This is a genomic window from Bradyrhizobium sp. Arg237L, assembly GCF_029990105.1.
Classification (GTDB): Bacteria; Pseudomonadota; Alphaproteobacteria; order Rhizobiales; family Xanthobacteraceae; genus Bradyrhizobium.
In genome coordinates this window covers 1-18,693 of sequence record NZ_JAQMIL010000084.1, presented here as the reverse complement: position 1 = coordinate 18,693, position 18,693 = coordinate 1, and the positions used below count along the sequence as shown (strand labels likewise).

General features: G+C 64.7%; 16 protein-coding genes. 11 read left to right on the top strand and 5 right to left on the bottom strand.

The genetic code is table 11. The annotated features are described in order from the left end of the window. Both OZ411_RS36130 and OZ411_RS36125 read left to right on the top strand, forming a co-directional pair. Positions 1-906: an amidohydrolase family protein gene (locus tag OZ411_RS36130; RefSeq protein WP_165421291.1), complete on the top strand. Its 906-nt coding sequence runs from the start codon at positions 1-3 to the stop codon at positions 904-906. Beyond that, complete coding sequence (locus OZ411_RS36125) at positions 903-1,889, top strand: tripartite tricarboxylate transporter substrate binding protein (RefSeq protein ID WP_207234548.1); 987 nt, start codon at positions 903-905, stop codon at positions 1,887-1,889. Before OZ411_RS36130 ends, OZ411_RS36125 begins: the two co-directional genes overlap by 4 nt. Before the next feature lie 13 nt (positions 1,890-1,902). Here OZ411_RS36125 and OZ411_RS36120 read toward each other — a convergent pair whose 3' ends face one another. Then, positions 1,903-2,157 (bottom strand): hypothetical protein, encoded by a 255-nt coding sequence (locus OZ411_RS36120; RefSeq protein ID WP_130581040.1) that lies wholly within the window; start codon positions 2,155-2,157, stop codon positions 1,903-1,905. A 164-nt stretch (positions 2,158-2,321) separates the two neighbouring features. Between OZ411_RS36120 and OZ411_RS36115 the strand changes: the two genes are divergently transcribed. From OZ411_RS36115 to OZ411_RS36100, 4 genes are all read left to right on the top strand, one after another. Next, positions 2,322-3,683: an FAD-dependent oxidoreductase gene (locus tag OZ411_RS36115; protein WP_245476443.1), complete on the top strand. Its 1,362-nt coding sequence runs from the start codon at positions 2,322-2,324 to the stop codon at positions 3,681-3,683. A gap of 11 nt (positions 3,684-3,694) precedes the next feature. Next, positions 3,695-4,699, top strand: a complete 1,005-nt coding sequence (locus OZ411_RS36110) for an ABC transporter substrate-binding protein (protein WP_282531768.1) — start codon at positions 3,695-3,697, stop codon at positions 4,697-4,699. 138 nt (positions 4,700-4,837) lie between these two features. Next, positions 4,838-5,611: an ABC transporter ATP-binding protein gene (locus tag OZ411_RS36105; protein WP_282531767.1), complete on the top strand. Its 774-nt coding sequence runs from the start codon at positions 4,838-4,840 to the stop codon at positions 5,609-5,611. Beyond that, positions 5,604-6,431 carry an ABC transporter permease gene (locus OZ411_RS36100; protein WP_165421292.1) on the top strand — a complete coding sequence of 276 codons (828 nt, stop codon included), beginning with the start codon at positions 5,604-5,606 and terminating at the stop codon, positions 6,429-6,431. Before OZ411_RS36105 ends, OZ411_RS36100 begins: the two co-directional genes overlap by 8 nt. A 214-nt stretch (positions 6,432-6,645) precedes the next feature. On the opposite strand, the gene gtdA is transcribed toward OZ411_RS36100, so the two are convergent. After that, positions 6,646-7,686: a gentisate 1,2-dioxygenase gene (gene gtdA / locus OZ411_RS36095; RefSeq protein ID WP_130581045.1), complete on the bottom strand. Its 1,041-nt coding sequence runs from the start codon at positions 7,684-7,686 to the stop codon at positions 6,646-6,648. Positions 7,687-7,791: 105 nt separating this feature from the next. Here gtdA and maiA point away from each other — a divergent pair, with 105 nt between their 5' ends. From maiA to OZ411_RS36080, 3 genes are read left to right on the top strand one after another with little or no spacing between them, the layout of a single operon-like run. Beyond that, the gene (gene maiA / locus OZ411_RS36090) at positions 7,792-8,424 is read left to right on the top strand and encodes a maleylacetoacetate isomerase (RefSeq protein WP_282531766.1); all 633 of its coding nucleotides are present in this window, start codon (positions 7,792-7,794) and stop codon (positions 8,422-8,424) included. Further along, positions 8,414-8,929 (top strand): MarR family transcriptional regulator, encoded by a 516-nt coding sequence (locus OZ411_RS36085; protein ID WP_282531765.1) that lies wholly within the window; start codon positions 8,414-8,416, stop codon positions 8,927-8,929. The genes maiA and OZ411_RS36085 overlap by 11 nt, the downstream gene beginning before the upstream one ends. Beyond that, positions 8,929-10,116 carry a 3-hydroxybenzoate 6-monooxygenase gene (locus OZ411_RS36080; RefSeq protein ID WP_282531764.1) on the top strand — a complete coding sequence of 396 codons (1,188 nt, stop codon included), beginning with the start codon at positions 8,929-8,931 and terminating at the stop codon, positions 10,114-10,116. The genes OZ411_RS36085 and OZ411_RS36080 overlap by 1 nt, the downstream gene beginning before the upstream one ends. 179 nt (positions 10,117-10,295) lie before the next feature. On the opposite strand, the gene OZ411_RS36075 is transcribed toward OZ411_RS36080, so the two are convergent. From OZ411_RS36075 to OZ411_RS36065, 3 genes are all read right to left on the bottom strand, one after another. Beyond that, positions 10,296-11,906, bottom strand: coding sequence for a benzoate-CoA ligase family protein (locus OZ411_RS36075; protein ID WP_282531763.1), 1,611 nt, complete (start codon positions 11,904-11,906; stop codon positions 10,296-10,298). Next, complete coding sequence (locus OZ411_RS36070; protein ID WP_282531762.1) at positions 11,903-13,033, bottom strand: FAD-dependent monooxygenase; 1,131 nt, start codon at positions 13,031-13,033, stop codon at positions 11,903-11,905. Before OZ411_RS36070 ends, OZ411_RS36075 begins: the two co-directional genes overlap by 4 nt. 128 nt (positions 13,034-13,161) lie before the next feature. After that, positions 13,162-13,995: a cysteine rich repeat-containing protein gene (locus OZ411_RS36065; RefSeq protein WP_282531761.1), complete on the bottom strand. Its 834-nt coding sequence runs from the start codon at positions 13,993-13,995 to the stop codon at positions 13,162-13,164. A 215-nt stretch (positions 13,996-14,210) separates the two neighbouring features. Between OZ411_RS36065 and OZ411_RS36060 the strand changes: the two genes are divergently transcribed. Continuing rightward, positions 14,211-15,410, top strand: coding sequence for an efflux RND transporter periplasmic adaptor subunit (locus OZ411_RS36060; RefSeq protein ID WP_282531760.1), 1,200 nt, complete (start codon positions 14,211-14,213; stop codon positions 15,408-15,410). A gap of 9 nt (positions 15,411-15,419) precedes the next feature. Then, entirely contained in the window at positions 15,420-18,590 is a 3,171-nt protein-coding gene (locus OZ411_RS36055; protein ID WP_282531759.1) for a multidrug efflux RND transporter permease subunit, read from the top strand. Positions 18,591-18,693: the final 103 nt, after the last annotated feature.

Below are 18,693 nucleotides of genomic sequence, written 5' to 3'. Positions count from 1 at the left end.
TTGATCACGGACTCGCAGGTTCATCTCTGGGAAGCGCATCGGCCCGATCGGCCGTGGCCGGCCGAGCAGATCGGCAAACCGTCCTTTGTTGCGGTCCCCGGCGCGCGGCCGCATCGCCCCGAGCCGCTGGGCGCGGATGAAGTGATCGGGATGATGGACCGCACCGGCGTCGACCGCGCGGTGATCGTGCCGCCGTCCCCGGTCGGCGATTCCAACGATACGGCGCTCGAAGCAGCTCAACGGTTTCCCGAGCGGTTCGCGGTGATGGGCCGCTTCAACCCGGATGCAGCTGGCGCGCGCGAGCGGCTGCAGACCTGGCTCGACCAGCCGGGGATGCTCGGCATCCGCATGACCTTCTACAAGCCGCAATGGGCGCGGTGGCTCGTGCCCGGCAGCATCGAATGGTTCTGGTCGGACTGCCAGCGCCTGGGCATTCCGCTGATGGCGCTCGCGCCCGGCCTGCTCAAGGAGATCGCCGCGCTTGCGGAGCGCTATCCAGGCCTCACCATCATCCTTGATCACATGGCGCGGCAGAGCGCGCTGCGCGATCAGCCCTGTTTCGCCGATCTCGACGAATTGCTCGCACTGGCGCAGTTTCCGAACATCGCGATCAAGGCGAGCTCGCTGCCTTGCTACACGGACAGCGCCTATCCGTTCGCCAGCCTGGAGCCTTATCTGCGGCGAACCTTCGAGGCGTTCGGCGCCGATCGCATCATGTGGGGATCCGATCTCACGCGCCTGCCGTGCTCCTATCTCGAATGCCTCGATCACATGCGGCGCGAACTTCCGTTCCTGACCGAAGACGATCGTCGGCAGGTTCTCGGCGGCACCGCCGCGGCGCTGCTGCGCTGGCCCGAAACAGGCGGTGCCGTCAAACCAGCAACATCGAACGAGGCCCGCTTGTGACCGACCAGATCAACCGACGCACCATCCTGTCGCTGCTTGCCGGCGTTACGCTATTGCCCGGCATGCCCAGAATGGCGCGTGCCGCCGGTTATCCCGAGCGCCCGATCCATGTCGCGGTGCCGTTCTCGGCGGGCGGCGCGGTCGATATCGTCGCGCGCACCGTGATGCAGCAGGCCGGTCCGCAGCTCGGCCAGCCGGTCGTGATCGAGAACCGGCCCGGCGCCAGCGGCAACATCGCGACCGCCTTCGTCGCCAAGTCCGATCCCGACGGCTACAATGTGCTGATCGCCGCCAACAATCTGGCGACCAATGAGGCATTGTTCGACAGCCTGCCCTTCAACGCGGAGAAGGACCTCGAGCCGGTCGCCCTTGTCGGCTACTCGCCCCTGATCCTGGTGGTGCAGCCGCAATTCGAGGCCAAGACCGTCAAGGACCTGGTCGATATGGCCAAGGCGGCGCCGGACAAGCTCACCTTTGCCTCCGCCGGCACCGGCACGTCGGGCCATCTTGCGGCGGAGATCTTCAAGCAGGTGACCGGCATCCAGGCGCTGCATGTGCCGTACAAGGGCGGCGCGCAGGCGATGGTCGATATCATCGCCGGCCGCGTCTCCTTCATGTTCGTCGATCCCGTGCAGGGCATGCCGCAGATCCGCGCCAACCAGCTACGGCCGGTCGCCGTCAGCTCGCGCGAGCGGCTGGTGCTGCTGCCGGATGTCCCGACTGTCACCGAGGCTGGTTTCCCCGGCGTCGAGGCCACCGTCTGGTGGGGCTTCCTGGTTCCGGCCGGCACGCCCAAGGAGATCGTGTCGCGGCTGAACAAGGAGATCGACCTCGCGCTCGGCGATCAGAAGGTAAAGGACAGCCTTCGCGAGATGGGCGCCGTGGTCAAAGGCGGTTCGCCCGAGGATTTCCGCGCCTTCATCAAGTCCGAGACCGAACGCTGGGGCAACATCATCCGCACCGCCAAGATCAAGGCCGAGTGATCTTTCGCGCCGCTCAGCAGCCGCGGCAGATGCTGCGCAAGCTCTTGTAGACCTCTTCGTCATCCCGCCGCATCTGCTGCAGCGATTCCATCGGCTTGCTGTCGTAGACCGGCTCCGGCTTGCGCTTGGCATCGAGCGCCACGGCCTGCCGCTCGTAGCAGGCTTCCCGCTCGGCCTTCGCCTGGATGAACCGGCATTGCTCCACCGCCGCCGAAGCGGGGACGACGCCGGCCATGAGGCCGAGGGTTATGAGGCTCAAAAGTTTCATGTCGCCCGTCCTTTACCGGCCCGTTGTCTCAGTTCCGTGAAACGGGAGCAACATCAACTTTGCGCGCGAGCCATTTCCCGGCGCCGCATTCTTTGCTAGCCCGTTGTTGCGATAACAAAATCCTCTGGCCGGCCATGAGGGCGGGTCACTTCCGGGAAGCAAACGTGCCAAAGACCATCGAAGAACCCGCACGGCGCGTGCCGATTTATGGCGAATATGAAGTCGCGGTGCTCGGTGGCGGGCCCGCCGGGATTGCGGCCGCGGTTGCCGCGGCGCGTGCGGGGCGGCGCACGCTCCTGATCGAACGCTACGGCTTCCTCGGCGGCATGGGCACGGCCGCGGGCGTGACCAATTTTTGCGGGCTGCACGCCAACGTCCACGGCCAAGCGCATCGGGTGGTCCAGGGCATCGCCTCCGATCTGCTGGATCGAATCGACCGGCTGAACGGGCTGAACAAGCCGCATCTGATCCTCGGCAAGATCCTGGCGCAGGCCTATGACACCGCTGCCTACAAGATCGCGGCCGATGATCTCCTGGCGAGCCACAAGGTCGATATCCTCTTCCATGCGCTCGGCGCCGGCGTGGTGATGGATGACGAGCAGCGCGTCGGCGCGCTGATGGTCGAGACCAAGGCCGGCCGCCAGGCGGTATTGGCAAGCATCTTCATCGATTGCTCCGGTGATGGCGATCTCGCCGCCTGGGCCGGCGCGCCGTACGAGGTTGGCGATGTCAAGGGCAGCATGCTCTATCCATCCATGATGTTCCGTCTCAACGGCATCGATCCCGAGAAAGCCGGTGACGCGTGGCGGACGATACCGGCGCTGATGGAAAAGGCCGAAGCCGCCGGCACCCACAAGTTTCCGCGCAAGGCCGCGATCGTGCGACCGCAGCGCTCGCCGATCGAGTGGCGGGTGAACTTCACCCAGCTCGCACGCGAGGACGGCACCGCCGTCAATGGCCTGGAGCCCAATGACCTCACCCGCGGCGAGATCGAGGGCCGGCGCCAGGCGATCCAGGCGTTCGAATTCCTGCGCACGGTGCCGGGCTTCGAGAACTCCTACATCGTTGACCTGCCGCCGCAGCTCGGCATCCGCGAAACAAGACGCGTGGTCGGTGGTTACCAGCTCAGCGGCGAGGACGTGCTGGGCTGCGCCTCATTCGACGATTCCATCGGCGTCAATGGCTGGCCGATCGAGGCTCATGTCGCCGGTGACGTCATCTTCAAGTTCCCGCCGATCCCGGAATCGCGCGGCTTCAACGAACTGCCCTATCGCATGCTGGTGCCTGAGCGCGTTGACAATCTCCTCGTCGCCGGGCGCTGCGCCTCGATGACCCACGAGGGACAGTCGGCGGCGCGGGTCTCCGGCGCCTGCTTTGCGATGGGAGAGGCGGCAGGCTCGGCCGCCGCGCTCGCGCTGTCGGGCAATACCATGCCACGCGACATCGCGGTAGACAGACTGCAACAGGGGCTGAAACAGCAGGGCGCCTTCATCGGGTGCGACCAGCAAGTACCTGCCGGATTGTGAGGAGGACGCGGATGAAGTATTTTGTGCGGCTCGCGCTTGCGGGCCTGCTGGCACTGACGGCGAGCGGGATCGCACGGGCCGATGAGCTCTCGAAAGCCAAGATCGGCGTGCTCCGCCTGTCGTCCTCGGCGCCGGTGTTCATCGCGCAGGACAAGGGCTATTTCCGTGAGGCCGGACTCGATGTCGAACTGAAATTCTTCGACGCGGCGCAGCCAATCGCGGTCGCCACCACCTCGGGTGATGTCGATTTCGGCGTCACCGCCTTCACGGCCGGGCTCTACAATCTCGCCGGCAAGGGCACGCTGAAAGTGATCGGCGGCATGAGCCGCGAGAAGGCCGGCTATCCCCTGATCGGCTATTTCGCCAGCAATAATGCCTATGCGGCTGGCCTGAAGACGCCGAAGGATCTTGCGGGCAAGCGCGTAGCGGTGACGCAGGTCGGCTCGAGCTTTCACTATTCGCTCGGCCTGCTCGCCGATAAATACGGCTTCAAGCTTTCGGACGTGAAGGTGGTGCCGCTGCAATCGCTCTCGAACGCGGCCGCCGCGCTGAAGGGCGAGACCGTCGATGCCGCGCTGCTGCCGGTCTCGACTGCACGCCCGCTGATGGAGACTGGCGGTGCCAAGCTCCTCGGCTGGGTCGGCGACGAGACGCCGTGGCAGCTTGGCGCCGTCTTCGCCTCGCCCAAGACGCTGCCGAACAAGCCGCTGGTGACGAAGCTGCTTGCAGCTTTGGTGAAGGCCGATCGCGAATATCACGACGTGATTCTCGCCGCGATGAAGGATGGTAAGGCGCCGATCAACGAAAAGACAAAACCGCTGCTCGACATCATCGCCAAATACACCCACCTGCCGGTCGAGCAGGTGGTCGGCAATTGCGCCTATATCGATCCGGACGGCAAGCTCGACGTCAAGAATGTCGCCAACCAGATTTCCTGGCTGCAGGAGCAGGGCTTCGTCGACAAGGGTTTTGACGCGGATGGCATCATCGCAAAGGAATATGTGAAGCCGGATTGATACCGTAGTCGCCGTCATGGCCGGGCTTGTCCCGGCCATCCACGCACTTTGTAACCAGGGAAAGAAAGACGCGGATGCCCGGGACAAGCCCCGGGGCATGACGAGCGAGAACGAAATGCGGAGCCAAGCAAGAGCCAGATGGACCTGATCGCCGACCATATTAGCCACCGCTTCGACACGCTCGACGTGCTCGACGACGTCTCGTTCACGGTTCGCGCGGGCGAGGTGGTCGCGATCGTCGGGCCCTCTGGCTGCGGCAAGAGCACGCTGCTGTCGATCCTCGGCGGCCTGTTGCGGCCGACCGGCGGCGCGGCCAAGTTGCGCGGCGCGCCGCCAAAGGACAGCCTCAATCCGCTGACCTTCGTGTTCCAGGATTTTGCGCTGCTGCCCTGGTGCACGGTGGAGGAAAACGTCGCGTTCCCGCTCGAGCATACGGTGCTGGGCGCAGCGGAGCGCCGCGCCGTTGTCGACGACGCGCTGCGCCGCACCGGGCTCTCGGATTTTCGTGGCACCTACCCAAAGCAGCTCTCCGGAGGCATGCGCCAGCGCGTCGGCATTGCGCGGGCGCTGGCCGTGAAGCCGGCGATCCTGTTGATGGACGAGCCGCTGTCGGCGCTGGATTCGCAGACGCGCGAACTGCTGATGGAGGATTTCGTCCGCTTGCTTGCCGACGGCGCGATGGGCGCGGTCTATGTCACGCATAATCTGGAAGAAGCGGTGCGGCTTGCGGACCGCATCGTGGTGCTGTCGCGCCGGCCCGGGCGCATCCGCAAAGTCGTGCAGGTAGCGATGACGCGCAGCGAGCGCGGCGACAGGAACGTGCGCGAAAAACTGCTGGCGCTGCAGGAGGAGCTGTGGTCGCTGATCCGCGAGGAGGCGATCGATGCCGAGCGCGAGGTCCAGCATGCTTGACCGCGCGCCATCGGAGACGCCGTCCGACATGGACGCCAAACCGCGGCCGGTCGAATTTCGCGGCGCCGGTTTTATGCCGAGCACGGGCCGCGCCTCCGGCTGGATCGCGCTCGCGCTCGTCATCGCGCTGTGGCAATTGGCGGGCAGCGCCGGATGGGTCAATCCGCTGTTCCTGCCCCCGCCGTCGGCGATCGCGGTCGCGACCTACAAGCTCGCGATGTCAGGCGCGCTCTGGCAGCATCTCGGCTGGTCGGTGATGCGGATCGGCGTTGGCTGGCTGCTCGGCACGGTGGCCGGCGTCATCGTCGGCTTCGCGATCGGCCTGTCGACGCTGGCGCGCGGCGTCGGCATCACCTTCATCTCGGCGTTGTTTCCGATTCCGAAGATCGCGCTGCTGCCGCTGCTGATCCTCTGGCTCGGGATCGGCGAAGAGCCCAAGATCGCGACCATTGCGCTGGGGGTGTTCTTCTCCACCGCGATCTCGGTCTATAGCGGCGTCGATGCGGTGCCGCGCAATCTGATCCGGATGGCGCAGAGCTTCAACGTGCCGTTCCATGCCATCGTGCGCCGCGTGATCTGGCCGGGCGCGCTGCCCTCGATCCTGGCTGGCTTCCGCATCACCGCCTCGGTCGCGTTGCTATTGGTGGTGAGCGCGGAGATGATCGGCGCGCAGTATGGCATCGGCGCTTTCGTACTGCAGGCCGGCAATCTGATGCAGACAGATCAGTTGCTCGCCGGCGTCGTGATCCTGTCGCTGTTCGGGCTCGCGGTCGGGAAGCTGATCAATTTGCTGGAAGCGCGGCTGCTCCACTGGCGGTGACCAGGATTTGTAGGGTGGGCAAAAGCGCAGCGTGCCCACCATCACGAGCGGAGTGCTTGAAGGTGGGCAAGCTGCGCTTTGCTCACCCTACAATTCTCGGGCGGTGACACGCTCCGCCGTCATTGCGAGGAGCAAAGCGACGAAGCAATCCATGCCTCCGCAAGCGGGAAGATGGATTGCTTCGCTTCGCTCGCAATGACGAGGAGAGAGCAGTTCACGCATTCCCGCGGTCTTCGCGGAACAGGTCGAGCTTCTGCTGCACCGGACGGTCCGAGAAGCTGAACAGCACCGAATCCACATCCGCCTCATGCGTGACCCAGTGCCAGCTCGGCACCACGAACAGGTCGCGCGGGCCCCATTCGAAGGTCTGCTCGCCGACCCTGGTGCGGCCCTTGCCCTCGATTGCGGCGAATACGGTGGCGTCGGTTGAGCGATAGCGCGCGGTCTTGAAGCCCTTGGGGACGAGCTGGATGAAGGTGCCGATGGTCGGCATCGCATAATCGCCGGTCTCGGGATTGGAGAATTTCAGCTTCAGGCCGTGGCAGGCGTCCCATTCGTCGCGGGCCTTGGCCTGCTCCAGCGCTTCGCGGGTGTAGCTGTAGGGATAGTTGAAGATCGGCGACGTCTTCGAGGCGCGCTTCTGATCGACCGGAAGCAGATTGTGACCATAGCGCGCAAAACTGTCGCCGGCGGGTTTTGTGATCTGCTGCTGGTCCTCCTTCGCGCCCTCGGCGAAAGAGGCATCGAAGAACTGCACCATGGGGATGTCGAGGCCATCGAGCCAGAACATCGGCTCGCTGGTCTCGTTGGAATGGTCGTGCCAGGTCATCGACGGCGTGATCACGAAATCGCCGGGTGACATCGCGGTGCGCTCGCCGTCGACCGACGTATAAGCGCCCTTGCCCTCGAGCACGAAGCGCAGCGCCGATTGGCTGTGGCGGTGGGCCGGGGCGATATCGCCGGGCACCACCATCTGCACGCCGGCAAACAGCGACGTGGTGATCTTGGATTGTCCGCGCAGGCCGGGGTTTTCCAGGACCAGCACCCGCCGCTCGGCTTCCTTGGCCGTGATCAGCTTGCCCGCCTCGTTCATGTAGTCGCGGATCTGGTCGAACTTCCACAGGTGCGGCCGGCAGGCGCTCCTCGGCTCCGGCGTGATAAGATCGTTCATCACGTTCCAGAGCGCCGAAAGGCTTTCGCCGTCGATCTTCTTGTAGAACGCCTCGCGCTCCGGCGTCTTCTGCACCGCTTCCATGGCTGGCCTCCCGTCCATTTCTATGTTGTTCGCTGATTGACAGCATACTGACAATATGGCTAGCGTCAACTTGAAGAAAAATCAGAAGACACCAGGGAGGTTCCGATGAAGCTGCACGGCTATTTCCGCAGCAGCGCCGCGTATCGCGTGCGAATCGCGCTGAACCTGAAGGGGCTCACCGTTGAGCACCTGCCGCATCATCTTCGCAGAGGCGAGCAATGCGCTCCGGCTTATCTCGCCATCAACCCGCAAGGGCTGGTGCCGACATTGGAAAGCGACGCGGGCGCGATCCTGACCCAGTCGCTCGCCATCATCGAATGGCTCGATGAGGTCAATCCCGAACCGCCGCTAATGCCGGAGGATTCGCTGCAGCGCGCAAAAGTCCGCGCTTTCGCGCAGGCCATCGCCTGCGACACCCATCCGGTGCAGAACCTGAAAGTGCTGGCGCGGCTGCGGCAGCTCGGCCTGCCGGAAGAAAAGGTGACGGAGTGGGCGGCTTGGGCGAACCGCGAGGGGCTTTCGGCCTGCGAGACATTGGCGGCGGGCGAAGCCGGGCCGTTCTGCTTTGGTGCTGGGCCGACGCTGGCCGATCTTTGCCTGGTGCCGCAGCTTGCCAATGCGCGGCGCTTCGGCGTCGATGTCACCGCTTTTCCGCGGCTGCTCAAGGCGGAAGCCGCGGCCAAGGCAATGAAGGCGTTTGCCGACGCCGCCCCGGATAAGCAAGTCGATGCCGAATAACAACAAGCAAACCCCTGTTACCATGGACGCGGTCTATACCGCGCCCGGCTATCTATTCCGGCGGATGCAGCAGATCGCGGTCTCGATTTTCGTCGAGGAGTGCAGGGCGTTTGACCTGACGCCGGTGCAATATGCCGCGCTGATCGCAATCCACACCCATCCCGGCATCGATGCGACGCGACTGTCCGCGGTGATCGCGTTCGACCGCTCCACGCTCGGCAACGTGATCGAGCGGCTGCAGAGCAAGGGCCTGATCGAACGCAAGTCCGATTCCGATGACAAGCGCGTCAAGCTGCTCACCATCACTCGGCAGGGCGCTTCGCTGCTGCGCGAGATCATGCCCGTGGTTGACCGCGCGCAGGCGCGGATGCTGCAGCCGCTCAAGCCTGCCGACCGCAAGACGCTGATGGCACTGCTCGCGCAGCTCGTCGATCTCAACAACGAGGCCTCGCGCGTGCCGCTGCGCGCCGAGGACGCCCTCGAACATCTCGGGAAGTCGGGCTGATGGCAAAGGATAGCCAACCCGTTTTGATCGCAGGTGGCGGCATCGGCGGCCTTGCCGCGGCGCTCGGGCTTGCGCAGAAGGGCATCCGCTCGATTTTATTGGAAAAGGCCGCCACGCTCGGCGAGATCGGCGCCGGCATCCAGCTTGGCCCGAACGCATTCCATGCCTTCGACTATCTCGGCGTCGGCGAGGCCGCGCGGCGGATGGCCGTCTATATCGACCAGCTCCGCCTGATGGATGCGCTCACCGCCGAAGAGATCACCCATGTCGACCTGCGCGAGCCGTTCCGTGTCAGGTTCGGCAATCCCTATGCCGTGGTGCATCGCGGCGATCTCCACGGCGTGTTCCTGCGCGCCTGCCGCGAGCATGGACTGATCGAGCTGCGCGTCAGCAGCGAGGTGACCGGCTACGAGCAGGATGGCGCCTCGGTCACTGCGCTCCTTGCCACTGGCGAGTGCGTCACCGGCCGGCTCCTGATCGGCGCCGATGGCCTATGGTCGAACATCCGCAAGCAGGTCACATCGGACGGGCCGCCGCGCGTGTCCGGCCATACGACTTACCGTTCGGTGATCCCGACCGAAGAGATGCCGGAGGATCTGCGCTGGAACGCTGCGACCCTGTGGGCCGGGCCGAAGTGCCACATCGTGCACTATCCGCTGTCGGACTGGAAAGTGTTCAACCTCGTCGTCACCTACCACAACGACGCGCCGGAGCCGGTCGCGGGAAAGCCGGTCGGCGATGATGAGGTGATGCAGGGGTTTCGGCACGTCCATGCGCGCGCACAGAGCATCATCCGTCACGGCAGGAATTGGCGGCTCTGGGTGTTGTGCGACCGCGATCCGAACGAGCGCTGGGTCGACGGCCGCGTCGCGCTGCTTGGCGACGCCGCGCATCCGATGCTGCAATATTTCGCGCAAGGCGCCTGCCAGGCGATGGAGGATGCGGTGTGCCTGTCGCACATGCTGTCGCATCATGACGACCACGCCGTGGCGCTGGAGCATTACCGTGCACAACGTTTCCCGCGCACCGCGCAGGTGCAGCTTTGGTCGCGCGCGATCGGCGAGCACATCTACCACCCCGCGGGCGACCACGCCCACCTCCGCAACGCCATCATGAGCGCGAAGAGCTCGGAGGATTATTATCAGGATCTCGCCTGGCTCTACGGCGGCACGGGGTTGAACGCGTAATCACCAACCCACACTCCGCCGTCGTCCCGGCCAAGCGAAGCGCGAGCCGGGACCCATAACCACGAATGTGGGTTGGGAAGAAAGGCTGGGGCGGCAGTGTTGTGCGACAACAAACGCCTGTGGTTATGGGTCCCGGGTCAAGCCCGGGACGACAGCGAGTTTGTGGATGCTGCGACGCGTCACATCCTCATGACAGCCTGCCGGTCGATCTTGCCTGTTCCCGTTTTCGGCAGTTCGTCGATGAACCTGATCTCGCGCGGATATTTGTAGGGCAGCAGCTTCGCCTTCACGTAATCCTGCAACTGCTTCGCCGCCTCTTCCGCCTCGAACGCGCGGGCGTTCATCACCACGACCGCCTTCAGCGTCATGCGTCTATCAGGCAGTTCGGCGGCGAACACGGCGCATTCGCGGACATCGGGATGATCGGCGAGGCAGAGCTCGACCTCCAGCGGGTAGACCCATTGGCCTGATATCTTGATGAGGTCGTCGGCGCGGCCGCGGAAGAAGTGGAAGCCGTCCCTGTCGCGGACGAAGCGGTCGCCGGTGTAGATCCAGCCGCCGTCGCGCACCGTCTCGGCGGTCTTGTCGGGACGGTTCCAGTACAGGGGCGTATTGGAATCGCCGCGCACCCACAAAATGCCTTCCTCGTTGTCGGCGACCTCACGGCCGTCCTTGTCGCGCAGCAGGATCTCGTAGCCGGGGACGCGGACGCCTGCGGCGCCGAGCTTCTTCCTGTCCGGGCGATTGCAGAGATAGATGTGCAGCACCTCGGTCGAGCCGAGGCCTTCGATGATCTCGAGCCCGGTCAGCGCCTTCCAGCCGTTGAAGACGTCGGCCGAGAGCACCTCCGCGGCCGAGATCGCCATGCGCAGCGAGGAGAAATCGGCTCTCGCCGCGCCGTCGGCTTTGGTCAGCGAGGTGTAGAGCGTCGGCAGACCGAAGAACACGGTCGGACGGTACTGCTCGATCGCCGCGAAGATCGATGCCGGCTTCGGCTGGCCGGGCAGAAGCAACGTGGCAGCACCGACCGAGAACGGGAAGGTGATGGAATTGCCGAAGCCATAGGCGAAGAAGATCTTCGGCACGGAAAAGCAGATATCGCCGGGCGTCAGCTTCAGCACGTTGCGGGAGAACGCTTGCTCGCTATAGGCCATGTCGTGATGCAGATGCACGATGCCCTTCGGCCGTCCGGTCGAGCCGGAGGAGTACATCCAGAACGCCATCTCGTTGCGGTGAGTGTCGGCCTCTCCGAGCTCGGTCGGAAAACGCGGGAGCCATTCATCGGCCAGCAGCGCCTGCGGCACGGCATGCCCGCCGGCCGCGCCATTGACCACGATCAGTGTTTGCAGCGGCGCGTCCTTGCAGGCTTCAGCATTGAAGCGCGAGCAGAACTCGGCATCAGTGACCGCGACTGTGGCGCTCGCGTCCGAAAGATAGAATTGCAGGAGGTCCGGCGGCGTCAGCGTGTTGATGAGAAGCGGCACAAATCCGGCTCGGATAGCGCCGAAGAACGCCGCCGGGTAGGCGGGCGTGTCGTCGAGGAACAGCAGGATGCGGTCGCCGCACTTCAGGCCGAGTGAAGTGAAGCCATGGCCCCAGCGCGCGGCCTCGGCACAGAGCTTGCGATAGGTTCGCATTCCCGCCGGGCCGGTCAGCGCCGTCAGGTCGCCGCGGTCCTGCGCCAGATTGTCGAACAGGATGCGGCTCGCGTTGTAGCGCTCGGGCAGCGCAAAGCCGATCTCGCGCGCGCCCGGGCTGTCAGGCGGTACCTGGTCGGCGATCTCGTTCATGACTTGCTCCTCGAGGCCTCGTAGCCTGCCATGAAGTTCGGCGACATCGCGCGCAGCCGCGCGTCGTCGATCCGTCCCGAACGGGTGATGTAGCTGAAGGCAAAATCCATCAGGTCGAGCTTCATGTGCTCGGGGAATTTCTCGTACCAGTCCGCGCTGGTGCGCGCTGCCGTCACCAGCTTCTTCACGATCGGCTTGCGCTCGGCCTCATAGCGGCACAGCGCGGTGGAGACATGCGCTTCGGCTTCGAGCGCCTTCGTCAACGCAATCGCGTCCTCGATCGCAAGGCGGGTGCCGGAGCCGATCGAGAAATGCGCCGAGTGCAGGGCGTCGCCGATCAGCACCATGTTCTTGAACGACCAGTGCTCGTTCCAGATCCACGGGAAATTACGCCACACCGACTTGTTCGAGATCAGCGGCTGCCCGCCGAGCGTCTCGGCAAATACCTCCTCGCACACGGCCTTGGAGTGCTCGGCGTCCTTGTTGGCAAAGCCGTAGGCGTGCCAGGTCGCACGGTCGCACTCGACCAGGAACGTGCTCATGGTCGGCGAATAGCGATAGTGGTGGGCGTTGAAAGCGCCGCGTTCGGTCTTGACGAAGGTCTGTGACAGCGTCTCGAAGCGCTTCGGTGTGCCGTACCAGACGAAGTTGTTGGACGAATAGGACACCGAGGTGCCGAAATCGCCCTCAAAACTCCGGCGCACCAGCGAGTTCAGCCCGTCCGCGGCGACGATCAGGTCATAGCCTTGCAGCGCGTCGACCGACTGGATCGCATTGTCGAACTGCGGGGTGACGCCCACCGCGCGGACGCGCTCCTGCAACAGCGACAGCAGTGCAAGCCGGCCGATCGAGGAGAAACCGATGCCGTCGATCTCGACACTCTCCCCGCGCAGGTTGAGCGTGATGTTCTTCCAGCTTTCCATTTTCGGCGCGATGGCGTCGACCGTATCAGGGTCGTCGGCGCGCAGGAATTCCAGCGCCTGGTCCGAGAACACGACACCGAAGCCCCAGGTCGCGTCGGCCGGGTTCTGCTCGAACAATTCGACGATGGCGTCCGGATGTCGCCGCTTCCAGAGATAGGCGAAGTAGAGGCCGCCGGGACCTCCGCCGATCACGGCGATGCGCACATGTTCCTCCCGATTGACAGTGTACTTATGATTTTGCGCCGAGACTATCCGCGAGGCGCGCGCAGCGCCACCGGAAACTTTCGGTCAGGCCTAGTTAGCGCATCCTCGTGTTCCGCGGCGACGGCGGCTCACCGCGCCGCGAACTGTCCCAGCACTTCCTTGCAGGCCGGCGATAGCGATGCGGCATTGGAGGCCAGGCACTGCACGATCCGGCCGCCTCCCGGCGCAACGCCGCCGCACAGCGAGCGTACGTCGACACCGCAGGCCGAGCGCGCGACGAGCAGTTCTTCGCGCGGGCGCAAGGGCCGTAGCGCGATCGCTGGCGCAGCAGGTGCCGCCGCCGGTGCTGCAGCCGCAGCAGCGGAGCCGCCGCCTGCCGCAGGCGCCGCGCCGCCACTCGCGGCCGCAACCGCCTCACCGCAGGGAGGCGAAAGCCTTGCCTTGTTCTTCACGAGGCATCGCAGCGCAGGGGCGCCGCCGGTCGGCACGCCAGGACAGAACTTCTGATAGTCGGAACGGCAGGCGCTGCGGATCGCGGAAACCTGCGCTTCGCTCGGCTGCGGCGTGGCCTGCGTGCGCGCCGCTTTCGGCTTCGCCGCGGTGGTTGCCGCTGGCGGCGCCGCGGTCTTGGCAGGGGCCGGCGCGGGCTCCGTCTTGGCTGCGGCCGGCGCCGCGTCAGGCTTGGGAGCCGTCTCCGCCTTTGGCGCGGCCGGCGCTTCCACCGCGCGCACCGCGCTGGCGCAGCCCGCTGATAGACTCGACATGTTCTTCTGCAGGCATTGCAGCGATGCCTCGCCGCCGGGCGGAATGCTGGAGCAATGCGCCATGTATTCGCTGCGGCATTGCGACTTGATCGCCTCACGCTGCGCCTCGCTCGGCGCCTGCGCCAACGCAGCGGTTGCAAACAGCGCGACGGAAAACGGCAGGGCGCGCCCGCATGCGCGCTTCACTATCTCGATCATGTGAGCAAACCCCTTGTTGTCGACGGAAGCCGCCGCTTCAACCGAAGTTCATTCTTGCGAAGTTCTTGAAAGAGTCCGGCACCGCAATCTTTGCGAGCGGTATCATTTTCTGTTTCAGGTTCCACTGCAAGCCAATTGTTGCTATGGGTGGCTTGCGACAGTCGTCTCCGGATGAACGCGCCTCTTTGCGAGGCAAGCTGAACTGGTGCACGGACATGAAGCTTGCGCGCCCATCGGCCTGTTGCGGATTGAACGATGGCGCACGGTCGGCTGCCACGCCCCTGTTGCGTGTCGGTTTCCTGCTGTCAGCTTTTGTCGGCCTAAGCGGCTGCGAGCAGAATGCTTTCGTGCCACCGCCCCCGCCAAAGGTGGAAGTCGCGATTCCGGTGCAGCGCAGCATCACGCGGTTCCTGGAGACAACCGGCACCACAGCGCCGGTCAAGAGTGTTGACCTGGTCGCGCGCGTGCAGGGCTTTCTGCAGTCGATAGATTATCGGGACGGCACCTTCGTCAAGCAAGGCACCACGTTGTTCACCATCGAGCCTGAAACCTACAGGTTGAAGCTCGAGCAGGCGAAGGCGGCGGAGGTCGGCGCGCAGGCGACCGTGAAGCAGGCTGAAACCGATTTCAAGCGCCAGGTCGACCTGGTGCAGCGACAGGCTGTCTCGCAGGCGACACTCGATACTTCGACGGCGACGCGCGACAACGCGCAGGCCAGCCTGCAGCAGGCACAAGCCAATACCCGGATCGCGGAGGTCAATTACGGTTACACCAATGTGGCGGCGCCGTTCGACGGCATCGCCAGCGCGCACCTGGTTTCGGTCGGGGAGCTCGTCGGCTCGACGTCGCCGACGCAGCTTGCCACCATCGTCCAGCTCGATCCGATCTGGGTCAATTTCAACGTCAACGAACAGGACGTGCTGCGCATCCGCGAGGAGGCGAGACGGCGCGGCCTCTCCGTGGCTGATCTGCGGCAGTTGCCGGTCGAGGTCGGCCTGCAAACCGAGACCGGCTATCCGCACAAGGGCAAGCTCGACTACATCTCGCCGACCCTGACCCAGTCGACCGGCACGCTGCCGGTGCGCGGCATCTTCGACAATCCCGACCGCACGCTATTGCCCGGCTTCTTTGTCCGCGTCCGCGTGCCTTATGACCAGCAGCAGGACGCGCTGCTCGTGCCTGATACCGCGCTCGGCAGCGACCAGGCCGGCCGCTATGTGCTGGTCGTCAACGCCGACAACGTGGTCGAGCAGCGCAAGGTGCAGGCGGGACAGATCGAGGGCGAATTGCGCGTGATCGACAGCGGGCTGAAGCCGGACGACCGCGTCGTCATCGCCGGATTGTTGCGCGGAATCCCCGGCCAGAAGGTCGATCCGCAACTGCAGAAGATCCAAGCCTCAGCATCCGCGAAGTGAGGGGCGGCCATGATCTCGAAATTCTTCATCGAGCGGCCGGTCCTTTCTAACGTCATCGCGATCCTGATGATCCTGATCGGCGGCGTGGCGCTGCTCAACCTGCCGGTGGCGCAATATCCTGATGTGGTGCCGCCGACCGTGCAGGTGACGACCCGCTATCCCGGCGCGTCCGCCAAGACCGTGATCGACGCCGTCGCGCTGCCGATCGAGCAGGAGGTCAACGGCGTCGAGGACATGCTCTATATGCAGTCCTACAGCGGCGCCGACGGCACCTATACGCTGACGGTCACCTTCAAGATCGGCACCGATCTCAACTTCGCGCAGGTGCTGGTCCAGAATCGGGTGTCGAGCGCGCTGTCGCAACTGCCGCAATCGGTGCAGAACCAGGGCGTCACGGTGCAGAAGCGGTCGACCTCGATCCTGCTGTTCGTGACGCTGACCTCGCCGAACAAGACCTATGACAGCCTGTTCCTTTCCAATTACGCCACCATCAACATCAGGGACGAGCTGTCGCGATTGCCCGGCGTCGGCAACGTCACGGTGTTCGGCGCCGGCCAGTACTCCATGCGGGTGTGGCTCGATCCAAACCAGTTGCAGGCGCGCGATCTGGTGCCTCAGGACGTCATCCAGGCGATCCAGCAGCAGAGCCAGCAGGTCACCGCGGGGCAGGTCGGCATGCCGCCGACGCCGCCCGGCCAAGCCTTCCAGTACACGCTGAACGTCGCCGGCCGGCTGGATGATACGAGCCAGTTCGAGAACATCATCGTCAAGACAGGCAATGTCGGCGACGTCACCCGCGTTCGCGACGTCGGCTGGGTCGAGCTCGGCGCCCAGACCTACAGCCAGATCTTCTCGCTCAACAACAAGCCCTCCACCGGCATCGGCGTATTCCTGTCGCCCGGCGCCAACGCGCTGGAGGTCGAGAAGGCGGTGGAGAAGAAGATGGTGGAACTGGCCAGGCAGTTCCCGCAGGACATCAAATACGACACGCCGTTCGACACCACCATCTTCGTCCAGGCTTCGATCAACGAGGTCTACAAGACGCTGATCGAGGCCGGCCTCCTGGTGCTGGTCGTGATCCTCGTGTTCCTGCAGGACTGGCGCGCCATGCTGGTGCCGGCGACCACCGTGCCCGTGACCATCATCGGCGCGTTCGCGGCGATGGCGGCGCTCGGCTTCTCCATCAACCTCTCGACGCTGTTTGCGATCGTGCTGGCGATCGGCATCGTGGTCGACGACGCCATCGTCGTGGTCGAGGGCGCCGCGCACAATATCGAGCGTGGCCTGTCCGGCCATGACGCCGCGATCAGGGCGATGGACGAATTGCTCGCGCCGATCGTCGGCATCACGCTGGTCCTGATCTCGGTATTCCTGCCGGCGGCGTTCCTGCCCGGCCTCACGGGACGCATGTATGCGCAATTCGCGCTGGTGATCGCCGCGACCGCGCTGCTCAGCGCCGTCAATGCCGCGACCTTGAAACCGACGCAGTGCGCGCTGTGGCTGCGCCGGCCAGTGCCGCCGGAGCAGCGCAATGTCTTCTACCGCGGATTCAATGCCGTCTATGAGCGGCTGGAGCGCGGCTATGCGCGGTTGATCGGCGGCTTGGTCAGGCACAGCAATGTATCGGTCGTGGTCGCGCTGATCCTGATCGGGCTCGCCGGCTATGGACTGTCGCGGGTGCCGACCGGATTCATCCCGATCGAGGATCAAGGCTATCTGCTGGCCGCAGTGCAACTGCCCGATGGCGCAGCGCTGGATCGGACACAACGTGTCCTCGAAAGGGTCAGCGAGATGGCCGGCAAGTCGCCCGGCGTGCAGCAGGTGGTCTCCATCGCCGGCATCTCCGCGCTCGACAACAGTTCGAGCCTGGCGAATGCCGGCGTCGCTTATTTGATCCTGAAGGATTGGAGCCAGCGCGGGCCTGGCGAGGATCTGCGCTCACTGGTGTTTGGGCTGAACGACAAGCTGGCCGAGATCGAGGAGGCGCGCATCCTGGTGATCCCGCCGCCGCCGATCCAGGGCATCGGCAATGCCGCCGGTTTCGCGATGCAGGTCGAACTCCGCGACGGCAATGCCGATTACGCCAAGCTGCAGGCGATCACGAGCGCTGTTGTCGCCAATGCGCAGACGCAGAGCGCGCTGCAGCGGGTCAGCTCGTCCTTCCGCTCCATGGTGCCGCAGTACGATGTCGAGGTCGACCGGACCAAGACCCAGACCTTGAACGTGACGACCGACCAGATCTTCTCGACGCTGTCGTCCTATCTCGGCGCGAGCTACGTCAACCAGTTCAACAAGTTCGGCCGCACGTTCCAGGTCTATGTGCAGGCGGATTCGAAATTCCGGCTGAACCTGCGCGACATCCAGAACCTGATGGTGCGCAACAGCCAGGGCGAGATGATCCCGCTCGGCACCGTCGCCACGATCACGCCGTCGGTCGGGCCGTCGCTGATCAGCCTCTATAATCTCTATCCGTCCGCCTCCATCATCGGCCTGCCGGCGCAGGGCTACAGCTCGGGACAATCGATGGCGCTGATGGAACAGATTGCCGCGAAGACGCTGCCTCCGGGTACGGGCTATGAATGGACGGCGATGTCGTACCAGGAGAAGGCGGTCAGCAACCAGATCTACTACGTCTTCGGCCTCGCTCTGCTGCTGGTCTACCTGGTGCTCGCCGGTCAGTATGAAAGCTGGTACGCGCCGATCTCGGTGATCCTCGCGGTGCCGCTGTCATTGCTCGGCCCGATGCTGGTGTTGTCGGGCTTGCGGATCGACAACAATCTCTACACCCAGATCGGCATCATCCTCCTGGTCGCGCTGTCGGCGAAGAACGCGATCCTGATCGTCGAGGTCGCGCTCGAGCATCACGTGCGCAACCGCGAGCCGCTGGTCGAGTCCGCGATCGCTGCGGCGCGCGCCAGGTTCCGCCCGATCCTGATGACGTCCTTTGCCTTCATCCTCGGCGTGGTGCCGCTGGTGCTCGCGACCGGCGCCGGGGCCAATGCGCGCAAGTCGATCGGCATCACCGTGTTTTCCGGCATGATCGCCTCGACCTGCCTCGCCGTGCTGTTCGTGCCCGCGTTCTTCGTCGTGGTCCAGCGCTTCGAGAACTGGCGCAAGTCGCGCAAGGAAAAGGCGCCGGATACGCGGACCGTCCCGCAGGCCCCGAGCGTCGTGCCGTAGGAGGCTCTATCCCCCGTCGTCCCGGGCTTGACCCGGGACCCATATGTGGACGGCCCCCGTGGCACAAGAGCTTTTGAGGTGATCGGATCGCTTGCATCCATAT

Excerpts from the sequence above, each read along its gene's own strand:
- OZ411_RS36080 (WP_282531764.1), top strand. The coding sequence starts at position 8,929 with ATGGCAAAGGATAGCCAACCCGTTTTGATCGCAGGTGGCGGCATCGGC.
- gtdA (WP_130581045.1), bottom strand. The coding sequence starts at position 7,686 with ATGGAAGCGGTGCAGAAGACGCCGGAGCGCGAGGCGTTCTACAAGAAG.
- OZ411_RS36065 (WP_282531761.1), bottom strand. The coding sequence starts at position 13,995 with ATGATCGAGATAGTGAAGCGCGCATGCGGGCGCGCCCTGCCGTTTTCC.
- OZ411_RS36105 (WP_282531767.1), top strand. The coding sequence starts at position 4,838 with ATGGACCTGATCGCCGACCATATTAGCCACCGCTTCGACACGCTCGAC.
- maiA (WP_282531766.1), top strand. The coding sequence starts at position 7,792 with ATGAAGCTGCACGGCTATTTCCGCAGCAGCGCCGCGTATCGCGTGCGA.
- OZ411_RS36120 (WP_130581040.1), bottom strand. The coding sequence starts at position 2,157 with ATGAAACTTTTGAGCCTCATAACCCTCGGCCTCATGGCCGGCGTCGTC.
- OZ411_RS36055 (WP_282531759.1), top strand. The coding sequence starts at position 15,420 with ATGATCTCGAAATTCTTCATCGAGCGGCCGGTCCTTTCTAACGTCATC.
- OZ411_RS36100 (WP_165421292.1), top strand. The coding sequence starts at position 5,604 with ATGCTTGACCGCGCGCCATCGGAGACGCCGTCCGACATGGACGCCAAA.
- OZ411_RS36085 (WP_282531765.1), top strand. The coding sequence starts at position 8,414 with ATGCCGAATAACAACAAGCAAACCCCTGTTACCATGGACGCGGTCTAT.
- OZ411_RS36075 (WP_282531763.1), bottom strand. The coding sequence starts at position 11,906 with ATGAACGAGATCGCCGACCAGGTACCGCCTGACAGCCCGGGCGCGCGC.
- OZ411_RS36110 (WP_282531768.1), top strand. The coding sequence starts at position 3,695 with ATGAAGTATTTTGTGCGGCTCGCGCTTGCGGGCCTGCTGGCACTGACG.
- OZ411_RS36060 (WP_282531760.1), top strand. The coding sequence starts at position 14,211 with ATGAAGCTTGCGCGCCCATCGGCCTGTTGCGGATTGAACGATGGCGCA.